Below are 14,191 nucleotides of genomic sequence, written 5' to 3'. Positions count from 1 at the left end.
GTGGGGAAAGCAGAAGGAGACGAGGAAGAAGAGGGAAATTCGCCCATCCGTTGCAGATGGGCGAAAGCGAGTATTAGTCGCACTGCACCTTAATGGCCAGGCCACCACGGGACGTTTCGCGATACTTCGCGTTCATGTCCTTGCCGGTTTCGTACATGGTTTCAATCACCTTATCCAGCGATACGCGCGGTTCGCTGGTACGGCGCATTGCCATACGTGAGGCGTTGATGGCTTTTACCGAGGCAATCGCGTTACGCTCAATGCACGGCACCTGCACCTGGCCCGCCACCGGGTCACAGGTCAGACCGAGGTTATGTTCCATACCGATTTCGGCCGCCACGCAGACCTGCTCAGGGCTTGCGCCCAGCAGCTCTGCCAGACCCGCCGCCGCCATGGAGCAGGCCACGCCGACTTCACCCTGGCAGCCCACTTCAGCGCCGGAGATAGAGGCGTTCATCTTATACAGCGCGCCGATGGCACCCGCCGCCAGGAAATAGCGGATATAGATGTCCGGCGTCACGGGCTCAATAAAGTGGTCGTAATACGCCAGCACGGCCGGAACGATACCGCAGGCACCGTTGGTGGGCGCCGTCACCACGCGGCCACCGGCGGCGTTCTCTTCGTTCACCGCCAGCGCAAACATGTTTACCCAGTCGACCACGTTCATCGGGTCGTTGGAGAACTTGTCCGTGGTCACCAGCATACGGCGCAGGGCAGAGGCACGACGCGGCACGCGCAGTGGACCCGGCAGAACCCCTTCGGTGTTCATCCCGCGGTCGATACAGGCGCGCATGGTTTGCCAGACGTTGGCAAAATAGTCTTCAATCTCTTTTTTGCTGTGCAGGGCCAGCTCGTTCTGCATCACCATGCCGGACAGGGAAAGACCGGTCTGTTTGCAGTAGCCCAGCATCTCGGTAGCCGATTTAAACGGGTACGGTACGCTGACGTCGCCGACGCTGTCTTTGCCAAAGTGCTCTTCATCCACGATGAAGCCACCGCCGATGGAGTAGTACGTTTTGCTGTAGATCTCTTTTTCACCGCTAAACGCGTGAATGGTCATGCCGTTTTCGTGCAGCGGCAGGTTGTCGCTACGGAAGCGCATGCCGTCATCCTGCGGGAAATCGACTTCCTGCTGACCGTTAGCCAGCAGCAGGCGGCCGCGGGTTTCCACGTCGCGGATGAATGCCGGGATGGCATCAATATCAACGGTATCCGGCATATTGCCTGCCAGACCCATAATAATGGCGATATCGGTGTGGTGGCCTTTACCCGTTAAGGACAGCGAGCCATAAACGTCTACGGCAACACGGGTAACGCTTTCCAGTAATCCTTTTTCGACCAGATCATCGACGAACTGTTTACCGGCCTTCATCGGGCCAACAGTATGGGAAGACGAAGGGCCAATTCCCACTTTGAACATGTCGAATATACTAATCACTTTCACACTCCTGACAGGGTTACCGGGGTTCCAGTAACGATGTTATAACTGCGCATAGTGTAAGAGGGAACACCGACCTCGGCTTAACTATTCACATGAATTAAACTAATGGTTAACGATGGGTTTTGCTAATAGCGCGACGCCGATCGCAAACCTGTAAAAAAGGATGGAATGTAAAGTATAGTCAAGGCTTCAGGCCGATTTGCAACGCCAGCTCGCGGATAATGCCCGCCGTCATGCCCCAGACAAAATAATGCTGATACCAGGACAACCAGACCCGATGGTCATGCCCCCGACGCTGAATATCCAGCGGGTGATAGCGGCTCAGTCGGAGGGCTTCATCCAGCGGCATTTCAAACACCGCGGAGACTTCATCGACGCTGGCGTGATACTGCAGGCCCGGCGGGATAACGCCCACCACCGGCGTGACCTGAAAACCGGTGACGCTGTCGACCGGCGGCAGCACGCCGATGACCTCCACGGCCTGCGGCGGAATGGCAACTTCTTCCTGCGCTTCCCGCAGCGCGGCGGCAATCAGCGAGGCGTCGGAGCTGTCTACCGCGCCACCCGGAAAGGCGACCTGTCCCGCGTGCTTGCGTAAATGGGGGGAACGCTGGGTGAGCAGCAGGCCCGGGCGCGCACGACGCACGACCGGGATCAGCACGGCCGCCTGGCGCGGGTTCAGCGCCTCGCGGTTGACCTGCGGTCGTAATAGCTGAAAGCGAGATAAAAAGTCATCCAGCGTCAGGTTCTCTTTTTCCACCCGTGATTACTCCAGTTGTTGCAGGATACGGTTAACTTTATCAAAGGTTTCCTGATATTCCGCATCGACCTGGCTATCGGCGACAATGCCGCCCCCGGCCGAACAGTAAAGGTTGCCGTCGCAGGCGGTCAGCGTGCGAATGGTAATGCTGGTATCCAGCGTGCCGCACAGGCTGATATAGCCGATGCTGCCGCACCAGGCGTTGCGGCGCTGCGGCTCCAGCTCATCAATGATCTCCATCGCCCGCACCTTTGGCGCGCCGGTGATGGAGCCGCCCGGGAACGCGGCGCGCAGAAGATCGCAGGCCGTGCGTGAATCGGGCAGCCGCGCGGTAATGGTGCTGACCAGGTGATGCACCGCCGGAAAAGGCTCAACGACAAACAGTTCCGGCACGCGGACGCTGCCCGGAACGGCCACCCGGCCAATGTCGTTACGCATCAGATCGACAATCATCAGGTTTTCGGCGCGGTCCTTCGGCGAGGCGGCCAGCTTTTCCGCCTGCCGGCGGTCGGCGTCGGGATCGGCAAGGCGCGGCAGGGTGCCTTTAATCGGACGGGTTTGAATGGTGCCCTCGGCCAGATGAATAAAGCGCTCGGGTGACAGGCTAAGTATGGCCCCCTGTTCCAGACGCACAAACGCGCTAAAGGGCGCCTTATTGCTGGCATTAAGACGGGTAAAGGCCTGCCACTCGTCTCCCCGGTATGTCGCCTGAAAACGCTGGGCGAGGTTCACCTGATAGCAGTCGCCGCTTTGCAGATAGGCCTGAACGCGCGAAAACTTCTCGGCATACTCCGCGGCGCTCATGTTCGAGCGCCAGCCGGAGGTCAGCGTGAACGGCCCGGCAGGTGCAGGCTGCTGTGCCTCAAGCCACGCCAGGCGCGCCTGCACGTCACGGTGGCTGAGCAGGGAAACCGTTTTTTTCAGGTGATCGACAATTAACGCCCAGTCATACAGCCCCACGGCCATGTCTGGCAGGGCAATATCAGCCTGCGCATGCTCCGGCAGCGTTTCGAAACGGCGACCCAGATCGTAGCCAAACAGGCCCAGCGCGCCCCCCTGAAAAGGAAGGTCCGGGTTGGGGGTGGCAGATAAGCCCAGCGCGTTAATGTCGTGCTGAAGCTGCGCCAGCGGATCGTCCGTTAACGACAGGTCGTCGGTAGTCAGCGTCTTTAGCGGATCGGCAACCAGAATATCAAAGCGGCTATAGGGATGGTCCGCATGACCGGAGTGCAGCAGCATCGCAAACGGAAGATGGCTCAGGCGGGCAAACCAGTATTCAGCGGCGTCTGTCCGCCAGGGCAGGGTAATAACAGTGGGGAAGCGCATGTTCATGTGTGGCATACTACCGGGCAGCGTGAAATAATTAGCGCAAATAATTTAGCAGGAGTTGACGATGTTTGCAGGTTTACCTTCTCTGAGCCATGAACAGCAGCAGAAAGCGGTTGAGCGAATTCAGGAACTGATGTCCCAGGGGATGAGCAGCGGACAGGCGATTTCCCAGGTGGCGGAAGAACTGCGCGCCACGCATACCGGCGAGCGGATCGTGGCGCGCTTTGAGGATGAAGATGAAGAGTAATCGGGCTTAAACCGCCGCGATAATCTTAATTTCAACCTTGTATTCCGGCTTCATCAGCGTGGCCTGTACGGTGCAGCGTACGGGCGCGTGACCCGCCACCACCCACGCATCCCAGGCTTTGTTCATTGCCGCGAAGTCCTCTTTGTTCGCCAGGAAAATCGTCGCATCCAGAATGCGGGATTTGTCGCTGCCCTGTTTTTCCAGCACCGCGTCAATCTGCGCCAGAGTATTAGCCGTCTGCTCGAACGCGTCCGCGTCCAGGTTAGCCGGTACGCCGGTGTAGTAGAGCGTCTGGTTATGGATCACCACATCAGACCAGCGGGCTTCGGCATCAATGCGCACAATTGTCATAAACGTTTCCTCGTTATTTTTCGTCGTCAGGCCGCAAGACTGCCATATTGTTCCGGCGTCGTCACTATTTGGGGTGGCACAGGAGAGGATGGGCTGACATAATCCCTGTGCAAAAATACAGTGAGAGAGCACCGTGGCAGACGATTTTTCCCCTGAAGGTCAATTAGCGAAGGCAATTCCCGGCTTCAAACCCCGTGAGCCTCAGCGCCAGATGGCGCATGCCGTTGCGCGCGCTATCGATAAGGCTCAGCCGCTGGTGGTTGAAGCCGGAACCGGCACGGGTAAAACCTATGCTTACCTTGCGCCGGCGCTGCGGGCGAAAAAAAAGGTGATTATTTCCACCGGTTCGAAGGCGCTGCAGGATCAGCTCTACAGCCGCGATTTGCCCACGGTGGCAAAGGCGCTGAAATATAAAGGTCGTCTGGCCCTGCTGAAGGGGCGCTCCAACTATCTCTGCCTGGAACGCCTTGAGCAGCAGGCGCTGGCGGGCGGCGACCTGCCGGTGCAAACCCTCAGCGACGTGATTGTCCTTCGCGCCTGGGCGAACCAGACGGAAGAGGGCGATATCAGCACCTGCGCGAGCGTGCCGGAAGACTCTCCCGCCTGGCCGCTGGTGACCAGCACCAACGACAACTGCCTCGGCAGCGACTGTCCGCTGTATAAAGACTGCTTCGTGGTGAAAGCGCGCAAAAAGGCGATGGATGCGGATGTGGTGGTGGTGAACCACCATCTGTTCCTCGCGGATATGGTGGTCAAAGACAGCGGCTTTGGCGAGCTGATCCCGGAGGCAGACGTGATGATCTTCGACGAAGCCCACCAGCTTCCGGACATCGCCAGCCAGTACTTCGGCCAGTCGCTTTCCAGCCGCCAGCTTCAGGATCTGGCGAAAGATTTCACCATCGCCTACCGGACCGAACTCAAGGATACCCAGCAGCTGCAGAAGTGCGCCGACCGTCTGGCGCAGAGCGCGCAGGATTTCCGCCTACAGCTCGGCGAGCCCGGCTATCGCGGCAACCTGCGCGAGCTGCTGGCGGACAAAAATATTCAGCGCGCGCTGCTGCTGCTCGATGACGCCCTTGAGCTCTGCTACGACGTGGCGAAGCTGTCGCTTGGCCGCTCGGCGCTGCTGGATGCCGCCTTCGAGCGTGCTACGCTCTATCGCGGGCGGCTCAAACGGCTGAAAGAGATTAACCAGCCGGGGTACAGCTACTGGTATGAGTGCACCTCGCGCCATTTCACGCTGGCGCTGACGCCGCTGACGGTAGCGGATAAATTTAAAGAGGTGATGGTGCAGAAGCCGGGCAGCTGGATCTTTACCTCGGCAACCCTGTCGGTGAATGACGATCTGCACCACTTTACCGAGCGCCTCGGCATTGAACAGGCGGAGTCGCTGCTGCTGCCCAGCCCGTTTGATTATGAAAAACAGGCGCTGCTTTGCGTGCCGCGTAATTTACCGCTGCCCAACCAGCCGGGCGCGGCGCGCCATCTGGCCGCGATGTTAAAACCGATGATCGAGGCCAACAACGGCCGCTGCTTTATGCTCTGCACCTCTCACGCCATGATGCGCGATCTCGCCGAGCAGTTCCGCGCCACCATGACGCTGCCGGTGCTGCTGCAGGGGGAAACCAGCAAAGGCCAGCTGCTCCAGCAGTTCGTCAGCGCCGGTAATGCCCTGCTGGTCGCCACCAGCAGCTTCTGGGAAGGGGTCGACGTGCGGGGAGACACCCTCTCGCTGGTGATCATTGATAAGCTGCCGTTCACCTCCCCGGACGATCCGCTCCTGAAGGCGCGCATGGAAGACTGCCGCCTGCGCGGGGGCGATCCGTTTGATGAGGTCCAGCTGCCGGACGCGGTGATTACCCTCAAACAGGGGGTAGGACGTCTGATCCGCGACGTCACCGATCGCGGCGTGCTGGTCATTTGCGATAACCGGCTGGTGATGCGCCCGTACGGGGCGACCTTCCTCGCCAGCCTGCCGCCCGCGCCGCGTACGCGGGACATAAAACGCGCGGTGCGTTTCCTGGCAAACCCAACGGCGGAGTAATTTACCCCGGAGTGTGCTAAGATGCGCGCCATTTTGTGACTGACCCTTGCGAGAGCGCGACGACTGATGCGAATTCTGGCTATTGATACCGCGACAGAGGCTTGCTCTGTCGCTCTGTTGAACGACGGTGCTGTTTCTGCCCATTTCGAAGAGTGCCCACGGGAACACACCCAACGCATTCTGCCCCTGGTAAAAGCCATTTTAACCCAGGGCAACACCTCCTTAACCGATCTCGACGCGCTGGCCTTTGGCCGTGGCCCCGGCAGCTTTACGGGCGTACGTATCGGGATTGGCATTGCCCAGGGGCTGGCGCTGGGCGCCGAACTGCCGATGATCGGCGTCTCTACCCTTGCCACCATGGCGCAGGGCGCGTGGCGCATGACCGGGGCAACCCGCGTGCTGGCCGCGATTGATGCCCGCATGGGTGAAGTGTACTGGGCCGAATATACCCGCGACGCGCAGGGCGTGTGGCATGGTGAAGAGACGGAAGCCGTGCTTAAGCCGGAAGCGGTCACTGAACGACTGCAGCAGCTCTCCGGTGAGTGGGCAACCGTCGGTACCGGCTGGCCGGCGTGGCCTGAAATGGCAAATAACACCGGGGTGACGCTGGTGGACGGCAACATGCTTCTCCCGGCTGCGGAAGATATGCTTCCTATTGCCTGTCAGCTGCTCGCAGCAGGAAAAACCGTCGCCGTTGAACACGCGGAGCCGGTTTATTTGCGAAACACCGTCGCCTGGAAGAAACTTCCGGGCCGCGAGTGAATCTCAGTAACAGGAACTGAGAAAAAGGAGTCGCATCATGGCGGGTCAGACTAAAGTAGTACGCCTTATTATGGCAGGCGCGTTTGCCATAGCACTGAGCGGATGCGTTTCCGTTCCTGATGCGATTAAGGGCAGCAGCCCGACGCCACAGGACGATCTGGTCCGGGTGATGAATGCGCCTGAGCTGTACGTCGGCCAGGAAGCGCGCTTTGGCGGTAAGGTGATCGATGTGCAAAACCAGCAGGGGAAAACCCGCCTGGAGATTGCGACCGTACCGCTGGACAGCGGCGCGCGGCCTGTCCTGGGCGAGGCCTCCCTGGGGCGTATTTATGCGGACGTCAGTGGCTTCCTCGACCCGGTCGATTTTCGCGGACAGCTGGTCACCGTCGTGGGACCGATTACCGGCACCGTGCAGGGCAAAATCGGCAGCTCGCCGTATAAATTTATGACCATGCAGGTCACCGGGTATAAGCGCTGGCGACTGGCACAGCAGGTGATCATGCCGCCTCAGCCGATCGATCCGTGGATGTGGGGTCCACACCCTTATCGTTACGGCTACCCGGGCTGGGGATGGTATAACCCGGGCCCGGCACAGGTTCAGACGATCGTAACTGAGTAACTTACTGTTATTGTTAGAAAAGAGACAGCGGCTCAGCCGCTGTCTCTGTTTTTTTACGGATAAAACGAAAAAAAAGAGTGACGCGCTTCGCAACCTTAAATCTGAACAATTAATAAACTGGTACGCTGAGTTAATATAATGTTAACAAACTGTTTATTATCGGGGTTGTGATGACGACGAACACTCATTTCAGAGGTGATGCATTGAAGAAGGTTTGGCTTAACCGTTATCCCGCAGATGTTCCTGCTGAGATCAATCCTGACCGTTATCAATCCCTGGTGGAGTTATTTGAACACTCGGTACGGCGCTACGCGGACCAGCCCGCATTTGTGAATATGGGCGAGGTGATGACGTTCCGTAAGCTTGAGGAGCGTAGCCGGGCGTTTGCGGCGTATCTGCAAGAGGGGCTGGGGCTGCAAAAAGGGGACCGCGTCGCGCTGATGATGCCTAACCTGCTGCAATACCCGGTGGCGCTGTTCGGCATCCTGCGAGCCGGGATGATTGTCGTCAACGTCAACCCGCTGTACACCCCGCGCGAGCTGGAGCACCAGCTGAACGACAGCGGTGCGGCCGCGATCGTCATTGTGTCCAACTTTGCCCATACGCTGGAAAAAGTGGTCGACAAAACCCAGGTCAAACACGTCATCCTGACCCGCATGGGGGACCAGCTTTCCACCGCCAAGGGCACGCTGGTTAACTTTGTCGTCAAATACGTCAAGCGTCTGGTGCCCAAATACCACCTGCCGGACGCGATCTCCTTCCGCCGCGCGCTGCACGCGGGCTACCGCATGCAGTACGTCAAGCCGGAAGTGGTGTCAGACGATCTCGCCTTCCTGCAGTATACCGGCGGCACCACCGGCGTGGCGAAAGGGGCGATGCTGACCCACCGCAACATGCTGGCGAATCTTGAGCAGGTTAACGCGACCTACGGGCCGCTGCTGCATCCGGGAAAAGAGCTGGTGATCACCGCGCTACCGCTATACCACATTTTCGCCCTCACCATGAACTGCCTGCTGTTTATCGAGCTGGGCGGTCAAAACGTCCTCATTACCAACCCGCGCGATATCCCGGGGCTGGTGAAAGAGCTGGCGAAATATCCGTTCACCGCCATGACCGGGGTAAACACCCTGTTTAACGCGCTGCTGAATAATAAAGAGTTTCAGCAGCTGGACTTCTCCACGCTGCATCTCTCTGCGGGCGGCGGTATGCCGGTCCAGCAGGCGGTCGCCGAGCGCTGGGTGAAGCTCACCGGTCAGTATCTGCTGGAAGGCTACGGCCTGACGGAATGCGCGCCGCTGGTCAGCGTTAACCCGCATGACATCGACTATCACAGCGGGAGCATTGGTCTGCCGGTGCCTTCTACAGAGGCTAAGCTGGTCGATGATAACGATAATGAAGTTGCGCCGGGCGAGCCGGGCGAGCTGTGCGTCAAAGGTCCACAGGTGATGCTGGGCTACTGGCAGCGTCCCGATGCGACCGACGAAATCATCAAAGACGGCTGGCTGCACACCGGCGATATTGCGGTAATGGATGACGAGGGCTTCCTGCGCATCGTCGATCGCAAGAAAGACATGATCCTGGTCTCCGGCTTCAACGTCTATCCGAATGAGATCGAAGACGTGGTTATGCAGCACAGCGGCGTGCTCGAAGTGGCGGCCGTAGGCGTGCCTTCCGGCAGCAGCGGCGAAGCGGTCAAGATATTTGTGGTCAAGAAAGACGCTTCTCTGACGGAGGAGGAGCTGGTAACGTTCTGCCGTCGTCAGCTGACGGGCTACAAGGTGCCGAAGCTGGTTGAATTCCGCGATGAGCTGCCGAAATCCAACGTCGGAAAGATATTACGACGAGAATTACGTGACGAAGCCCGTGGCAAAGTAGACAATAAGGCCTGAGCTTCACGCTAATCGCCCCGACGCCGGTTAAGCCGGCGTTTTTTATGGGCGCAAACAAAAGAGAACCCGTTTTGAATTACCAGATGATCACCACCAACGACGAGCTGGCTTCGCTGTGCGAAGTGACGCGCGACTTTCCTGCCATTGCCCTGGATACCGAGTTTGTCCGTACCCGGACGTACTATCCGCAGCTGGGGTTGATTCAGATGTACGACGGTAAACACGTGTCGCTGATCGACCCGCTCGGCATTACCGACTGGACGCCGATGCGTGAGCTGCTGCTCGATACCGCCGTGACGAAATACCTGCACGCGGGCAGTGAAGATCTGGAAGTCTTTCTGAACACCTTTGGCATCATGCCCCAGCCGCTGATCGATACGCAGATCCTCGCGGCCTTCAGCGGTCGTCCGCTTTCGTGGGGCTTTGCCGCCATGGTGGAGGAGTACACGGGCCTGGCGCTGGATAAAAGCGAATCCCGTACCGACTGGCTGGCGCGCCCGCTAACCGCGCGTCAGCTGGAGTATGCGGCGGCAGACGTGTTTTACCTGCTGCCGATTGCCGGACAGCTGATGAAAGAGGCGGAAGCCTCCGGATGGCTGCCTGCGGCGCTCGACGAGTGTCGTATGACCCAGCAGCGCCGTCAGGAAGTGGTTGACCCAAAAGAGGCCTGGCGCGACATCAGCAACGCCTGGCAGCTGCGTACGCGCCAGCTGGCGTGCCTGCAGCTGCTGGCAGACTGGCGCTTGCGTAAAGCGCGCGAGCGCGATCTGGCGGTTAACTTTGTGGTTCGCGAAGAACACCTCTGGGCGGTCGCCCGCTATATGCCGGGCAGCCTGGGCGAGCTGGACAGCATTGGGCTTTCGGGCAGCGAGATCCGCTTCCACGGCAAAACCCTGCTGGCGCTGGTCGCGAAAGCGCAGGCGTTGCCGGAAGAGGCGCTGCCGGAACCGCTGCTGAACCTGATGGATATGCCGGGCTATCGCAAAGCGTTTAAGGATATCAAGGCGCTGGTGCAGGACGTTGCCGCGGAAAGCAAACTGAGCGCGGAGCTGCTCGCCTCACGTCGTCAGATTAACCAGCTGCTGAACGGACACTGGAAGCTGAAGCCGCAGAGTGGCGTGCCGGAAATGCTGGCGGGATGGCGCGGAAAATTGATGGCCGATCGCCTGAATACGCTGCTGGAAGGTTATCCGCGATAAAAAATATGCCGGGCGTTATACCCGGCATATTCCCCCGGCGGCGCTGCGCTTACCGGGGCTACGAACTCACAACCTTACGGACGCGACTCTTCCGCTTCCGGGAGCGTTACGTTCAGCTCCAGAATCGAAATATCCCCGTCTTTTTGTTCCAGCTGCACCGTGACCATCTCCGGGTCAATCTGCACATATTTGCAGATCACTTCCAGGATGTCCTTACGCAGTTGCGGCAGGTAGTGAGGCTCGGCGTCGCTACGACGACGCTCCGCAACGATGATTTGCAGACGTTCTTTTGCGATGTTGGCGGTGTTCTTTTTCCGCGAGAGAAAAAAGTCCAGTAATGCCATAACTTATCCTCCGAACAGGCGTTTGAGGAAACCTTTCTTCTCTTCTTCGATGAAGCGGAAAGGACGTTCTTCTCCCAGCAGACGGTCAACGGTATCGGCGTAAGCTTTACCTGCATCTGCCATTGTATCAAGGATCACTGGCTCGCCCTGGTTAGAGGCGCGCAGCACGGACTGGTCTTCCGGGATAACGCCCACCAGCTTAATGCGCAGGATCTCCAGCACGTCTTCCATGCTCAGCATGTCACCTTTGTTCACGCGGCCCGGATTGTAGCGGGTGAGCAGCAGGTGTTCTTTGATCGGTTCTTCGCCATTTTCCGCACGACGGGATTTAGAGGCGAGGATGCCCAGAATACGGTCTGAGTCGCGCACGGATGAAACTTCAGGGTTGGTGGTGATGATGGCTTCATCAGCGAAATAGAGCGCCATCAGGGCACCGGTTTCGATGCCGGCAGGGGAGTCGCAGACAATGAAGTCGAAATCCATTTTTTTCAGATCGTCGAGCACCTTTTCCACCCCTTCACGGGTCAGGGCGTCTTTGTCACGCGTCTGAGAGGCCGGAAGAATGTAGAGGTTCTCGGTGCGCTTGTCTTTAATCATCGCCTGGTTCAGCGTGGCATCGCCCTGAATGACGTTCACGAAGTCATACACGACGCGACGCTCACATCCCATGATGAGGTCGAGGTTACGCAGACCGATATCGAAGTCGATAACGATGGTTTTCTTTCCCTTCTGGGCCAAACCTGTAGCGATGGCCGCGCTGGAGGTGGTCTTGCCAACGCCTCCTTTACCCGAAGTAACAACAATAATGCGTGCCATAGAAATTCCTTGTTAAAAAGGGATCAATTCAACGGTTGAACGGTCAACGCGTCGTCTGCCAGCAGCAGGCGAGCCGCTTTGCCATAAAATTCGGCTGGGATCTTGTCGCTCAGCCAATATTCACCTGCGATGGACACCAGTTCCGCCGTCAGGTGAGTACAAAATATTTGCGCATCTCTGTCGCCACTTGCCCCTGCGAGCGCACGTCCACGCATCATACCGTATACGTGAATATTGCCATCTGCAATCAGCTCAGCGCCAGCACTGACGTGGCTTGTAACAATCAGATCACAGTTTGGTGCATAAATGCGCTGACCGGAACGAACCGGCACATCAATCATTCGCGTTTTTGTGATGTTTGTAACGTTTTGCACCGCAGGAGGGGGCGTCTGGACGGCAACGGGGGCCGCACGCGGGGCTTTTTCTTTGCCCTCATTCAGAAGCGGCAGCCCCGCACGGTCAATTTCTGCTTTCAGCTCGGTATCTTTGCAGCCGCTGATGCCGACAATACGCAGTCCCGTGGAAGAGACGGCCTGCTGGAGAAGTTTCCAGTTAACCGGCGCCTCAAGACCGCTGACGTTGATGACAACGGGGGCGTGCTTCAGAAAGGCGGGAGCCTGGGCGATTTTGTCTTCTAACGCCTGACGAATAACCTCGGGTTTTGCATCATGCAAATGTACCACTGATAAGGTGAAGCTACTGCCTTTAAGCTCGATGGGCGTGTTTGACATCCTGGCCTTACTCAATTTGCTATTAACCGCAACCATTCGCTGCGATATTCCGAAGAGTATCAGGCATGTTATAGTCAGGAGTATATTGAGGCAAGCAACCACCCATTAATTCAGAGTAAAAACATGTTTTGTGTGATCTACAGAAGTACAAGCCGTGACCAGACCTATCTTTATGTCGAAAAGAAAGACGATTTTTCACGCGTGCCTGAAGAATTAATGAAGAGCTTTGGCCGACCACAGCTGGCGATGCTGCTGCCGCTGGACGGTCGTAAGAAACTGATTAATGCCGATCTGGATAAAGTGAAAACGGCCTTAGCCGAGCAGGGCTATTATTTACAGCTTCCGCCGCCGCCCGAGAATTTATTAAAACAGCATCTTGAGGCGAACGGTAAAAAATAGTCTCAGCTGTTTTTGAGCACAACACATCAACCGTTTAGGGGTCGACCATGTATCAACATCATAACTGGCAAGGTGCATTACTGGATTATCCCGCTAGTAAAGTGGTTTGCGTGGGCAGCAACTATGCAAAACATATTCAGGAAATGGGCAGCGCGACGCCAGAAGAGCCGGTCCTGTTCATTAAGCCTGAAACGGCGCTTTGCGATATCCGCCAGCCGCTGGCGCTGCCGCAGGGGCTGGGCTCGGTGCATCACGAAGTTGAGCTCGCCGTGCTGATCGGCGCGACGCTGCGTCAGGCCTCCGAAGAACATGTCCAGAAAGCGATTGCCGGCTACGGCGTGGCGCTGGATCTGACCCTGCGTGACGTGCAGGGCAAAATGAAGAAAGCCGGTCAGCCGTGGGAAAAAGCCAAAGGGTTTGATAATTCCTGCCCGATTTCGGCGTTTGTGCCGGTGAGCGAATTTACCGGCGATCCGCAGAACACGCCGCTCAGCCTGAAGATCAACGGCGAGATCCGCCAGCAGGGCAGCACGGCAGACATGATCCACAAAATTGTGCCCCTGATCGCCTACATGAGCCGTTTCTTTACCCTGAAACCAGGCGATGTGATCCTGACCGGGACGCCGGAAGGCGTTGGCCCGCTCGTGAGCGGTGATGAACTTGAGGTCGGTTTTAACGGCCTGTCGCTGAAAACCCGCGTGCTGTAACCTCCTCTTGCCGCCTGAAAAGGGCGGCAAAACTTGCAACGACGTGCCAGACTCGTTATAAGGTGCGCTTTCTTTTGACGTGTGGACATCCTGATGAACGACATCCCTTTCTGGCAAAGCAAAACTCTCGACGACATGACTGACGCGGAATGGGAATCCTTATGCGACGGCTGCGGGCAGTGCTGCCTGCACAAGCTGATGGATGAAGACACGGACGAAATCTACTTCACCAACGTGGCCTGCAAGCAGCTCAACATTAAAACCTGCCAGTGCCGCAACTATGAGCGCCGCTTTGAGTTTGAGCCGGACTGCATCAAGTTAACCCGTGAGAATCTGCCGACGTTTGAATGGCTGCCGCATACCTGCGCGTATCGCCTGCTGGCCGAAGGGAAAGACTTACCGGCCTGGCACCCGCTGCTGACGGGGTCGAAAGCGGCGATGCACGGCGAGCGCATTTCCGTGCGCCACATTGCGGTGAAAGAGTCCGAGGTGCGGGACTGGGAAGATCACATCATGAACCACCCGACCCGTTGAGAATAAAAAACCCGCCGAG

General features: G+C 57.8%; 16 protein-coding genes. 9 read left to right on the top strand and 7 right to left on the bottom strand.

Annotation, left to right across the window (positions count from 1 at the left end; all coding sequences use genetic code 11):
- Positions 1-73: 73 nt before the first annotated feature.
- The 3 genes from sdaA to pabB all read right to left on the bottom strand — a co-directional run bounded on the left by sdaA (position 74) and on the right by pabB (position 3,533).
- Positions 74-1,438, bottom strand: coding sequence for an L-serine ammonia-lyase (sdaA, locus tag ACMWKK_RS00395; RefSeq protein WP_025756887.1), 1,365 nt, complete (start codon positions 1,436-1,438; stop codon positions 74-76).
- A gap of 184 nt (positions 1,439-1,622) precedes the next feature.
- Positions 1,623-2,201 carry a CoA pyrophosphatase gene (locus ACMWKK_RS00390; RefSeq protein ID WP_045326689.1) on the bottom strand — a complete coding sequence of 193 codons (579 nt, stop codon included), beginning with the start codon at positions 2,199-2,201 and terminating at the stop codon, positions 1,623-1,625.
- Positions 2,202-2,207: 6 nt separating this feature from the next.
- A complete protein-coding gene (pabB, locus tag ACMWKK_RS00385) occupies positions 2,208-3,533 on the bottom strand; it encodes an aminodeoxychorismate synthase component 1 (protein WP_112780840.1) in 1,326 nt (441 codons plus the stop codon).
- Between the two features lie 61 nt (positions 3,534-3,594).
- On the opposite strand from pabB, the gene ACMWKK_RS00380 reads away from it, so the two are divergent.
- Entirely contained in the window at positions 3,595-3,777 is a 183-nt protein-coding gene (locus tag ACMWKK_RS00380; protein ID WP_008500497.1) for a YoaH family protein, read from the top strand.
- A gap of 6 nt (positions 3,778-3,783) precedes the next feature.
- On the opposite strand, the gene ACMWKK_RS00375 is transcribed toward ACMWKK_RS00380, so the two are convergent.
- Positions 3,784-4,128, bottom strand: a complete 345-nt coding sequence (locus ACMWKK_RS00375) for a RidA family protein (protein WP_023312193.1) — start codon at positions 4,126-4,128, stop codon at positions 3,784-3,786.
- 133 nt (positions 4,129-4,261) lie between these two features.
- Here ACMWKK_RS00375 and ACMWKK_RS00370 point away from each other — a divergent pair, with 133 nt between their 5' ends.
- The 5 genes from ACMWKK_RS00370 to rnd all read left to right on the top strand — a co-directional run bounded on the left by ACMWKK_RS00370 (position 4,262) and on the right by rnd (position 10,641).
- Positions 4,262-6,172: an ATP-dependent DNA helicase gene (locus ACMWKK_RS00370; RefSeq protein ID WP_112780841.1), complete on the top strand. Its 1,911-nt coding sequence runs from the start codon at positions 4,262-4,264 to the stop codon at positions 6,170-6,172.
- A 66-nt stretch (positions 6,173-6,238) separates the two neighbouring features.
- Entirely contained in the window at positions 6,239-6,934 is a 696-nt protein-coding gene (gene tsaB, locus ACMWKK_RS00365) for a tRNA (adenosine(37)-N6)-threonylcarbamoyltransferase complex dimerization subunit type 1 TsaB (protein ID WP_112780842.1), read from the top strand.
- Between the two features lie 37 nt (positions 6,935-6,971).
- On the top strand, positions 6,972-7,553 hold the full coding sequence (locus ACMWKK_RS00360; RefSeq protein WP_045326684.1) for a Slp family lipoprotein: 582 nt from the start codon (positions 6,972-6,974) through the stop codon (positions 7,551-7,553).
- Between the two features lie 203 nt (positions 7,554-7,756).
- On the top strand, positions 7,757-9,442 hold the full coding sequence (fadD, locus tag ACMWKK_RS00355) for a long-chain-fatty-acid--CoA ligase FadD (protein ID WP_072265669.1): 1,686 nt from the start codon (positions 7,757-7,759) through the stop codon (positions 9,440-9,442).
- A 71-nt stretch (positions 9,443-9,513) separates the two neighbouring features.
- On the top strand, positions 9,514-10,641 hold the full coding sequence (gene rnd / locus ACMWKK_RS00350) for a ribonuclease D (protein ID WP_112780924.1): 1,128 nt from the start codon (positions 9,514-9,516) through the stop codon (positions 10,639-10,641).
- Positions 10,642-10,715: 74 nt separating this feature from the next.
- Here rnd and minE read toward each other — a convergent pair whose 3' ends face one another.
- Genes minE through minC form a run of 3 tightly spaced genes read right to left on the bottom strand, consistent with a single transcriptional unit; the run spans position 10,716 to position 12,532 of the window.
- Positions 10,716-10,985: a cell division topological specificity factor MinE gene (minE, locus tag ACMWKK_RS00345; RefSeq protein WP_008500504.1), complete on the bottom strand. Its 270-nt coding sequence runs from the start codon at positions 10,983-10,985 to the stop codon at positions 10,716-10,718.
- A 3-nt stretch (positions 10,986-10,988) separates the two neighbouring features.
- Positions 10,989-11,801 (bottom strand): septum site-determining protein MinD, encoded by an 813-nt coding sequence (gene minD / locus ACMWKK_RS00340; RefSeq protein ID WP_045326681.1) that lies wholly within the window; start codon positions 11,799-11,801, stop codon positions 10,989-10,991.
- A gap of 23 nt (positions 11,802-11,824) precedes the next feature.
- Positions 11,825-12,532: a septum site-determining protein MinC gene (gene minC / locus ACMWKK_RS00335; RefSeq protein WP_045326680.1), complete on the bottom strand. Its 708-nt coding sequence runs from the start codon at positions 12,530-12,532 to the stop codon at positions 11,825-11,827.
- Between the two features lie 123 nt (positions 12,533-12,655).
- Here minC and ACMWKK_RS00330 point away from each other — a divergent pair, with 123 nt between their 5' ends.
- The 3 genes from ACMWKK_RS00330 to ACMWKK_RS00320 all read left to right on the top strand — a co-directional run bounded on the left by ACMWKK_RS00330 (position 12,656) and on the right by ACMWKK_RS00320 (position 14,172).
- On the top strand, positions 12,656-12,931 hold the full coding sequence (locus ACMWKK_RS00330; RefSeq protein ID WP_032641206.1) for a YcgL domain-containing protein: 276 nt from the start codon (positions 12,656-12,658) through the stop codon (positions 12,929-12,931).
- 47 nt (positions 12,932-12,978) lie between these two features.
- Positions 12,979-13,638 (top strand): fumarylacetoacetate hydrolase family protein, encoded by a 660-nt coding sequence (locus tag ACMWKK_RS00325; protein WP_045326679.1) that lies wholly within the window; start codon positions 12,979-12,981, stop codon positions 13,636-13,638.
- 93 nt (positions 13,639-13,731) lie between these two features.
- Positions 13,732-14,172, top strand: coding sequence for a YcgN family cysteine cluster protein (locus tag ACMWKK_RS00320; protein ID WP_032672443.1), 441 nt, complete (start codon positions 13,732-13,734; stop codon positions 14,170-14,172).
- Positions 14,173-14,191: the final 19 nt, after the last annotated feature.

The organism is Enterobacter sp. 01-M-03-SI-ECC, assembly GCF_047530215.1.
In the GTDB taxonomy this organism is placed as follows: Bacteria; Pseudomonadota; Gammaproteobacteria; order Enterobacterales; family Enterobacteriaceae; genus Enterobacter; species Enterobacter chengduensis.
Note: the sequence above shows the minus strand (reverse complement) of the source record. Positions and strands in the feature narration are given on the sequence as shown.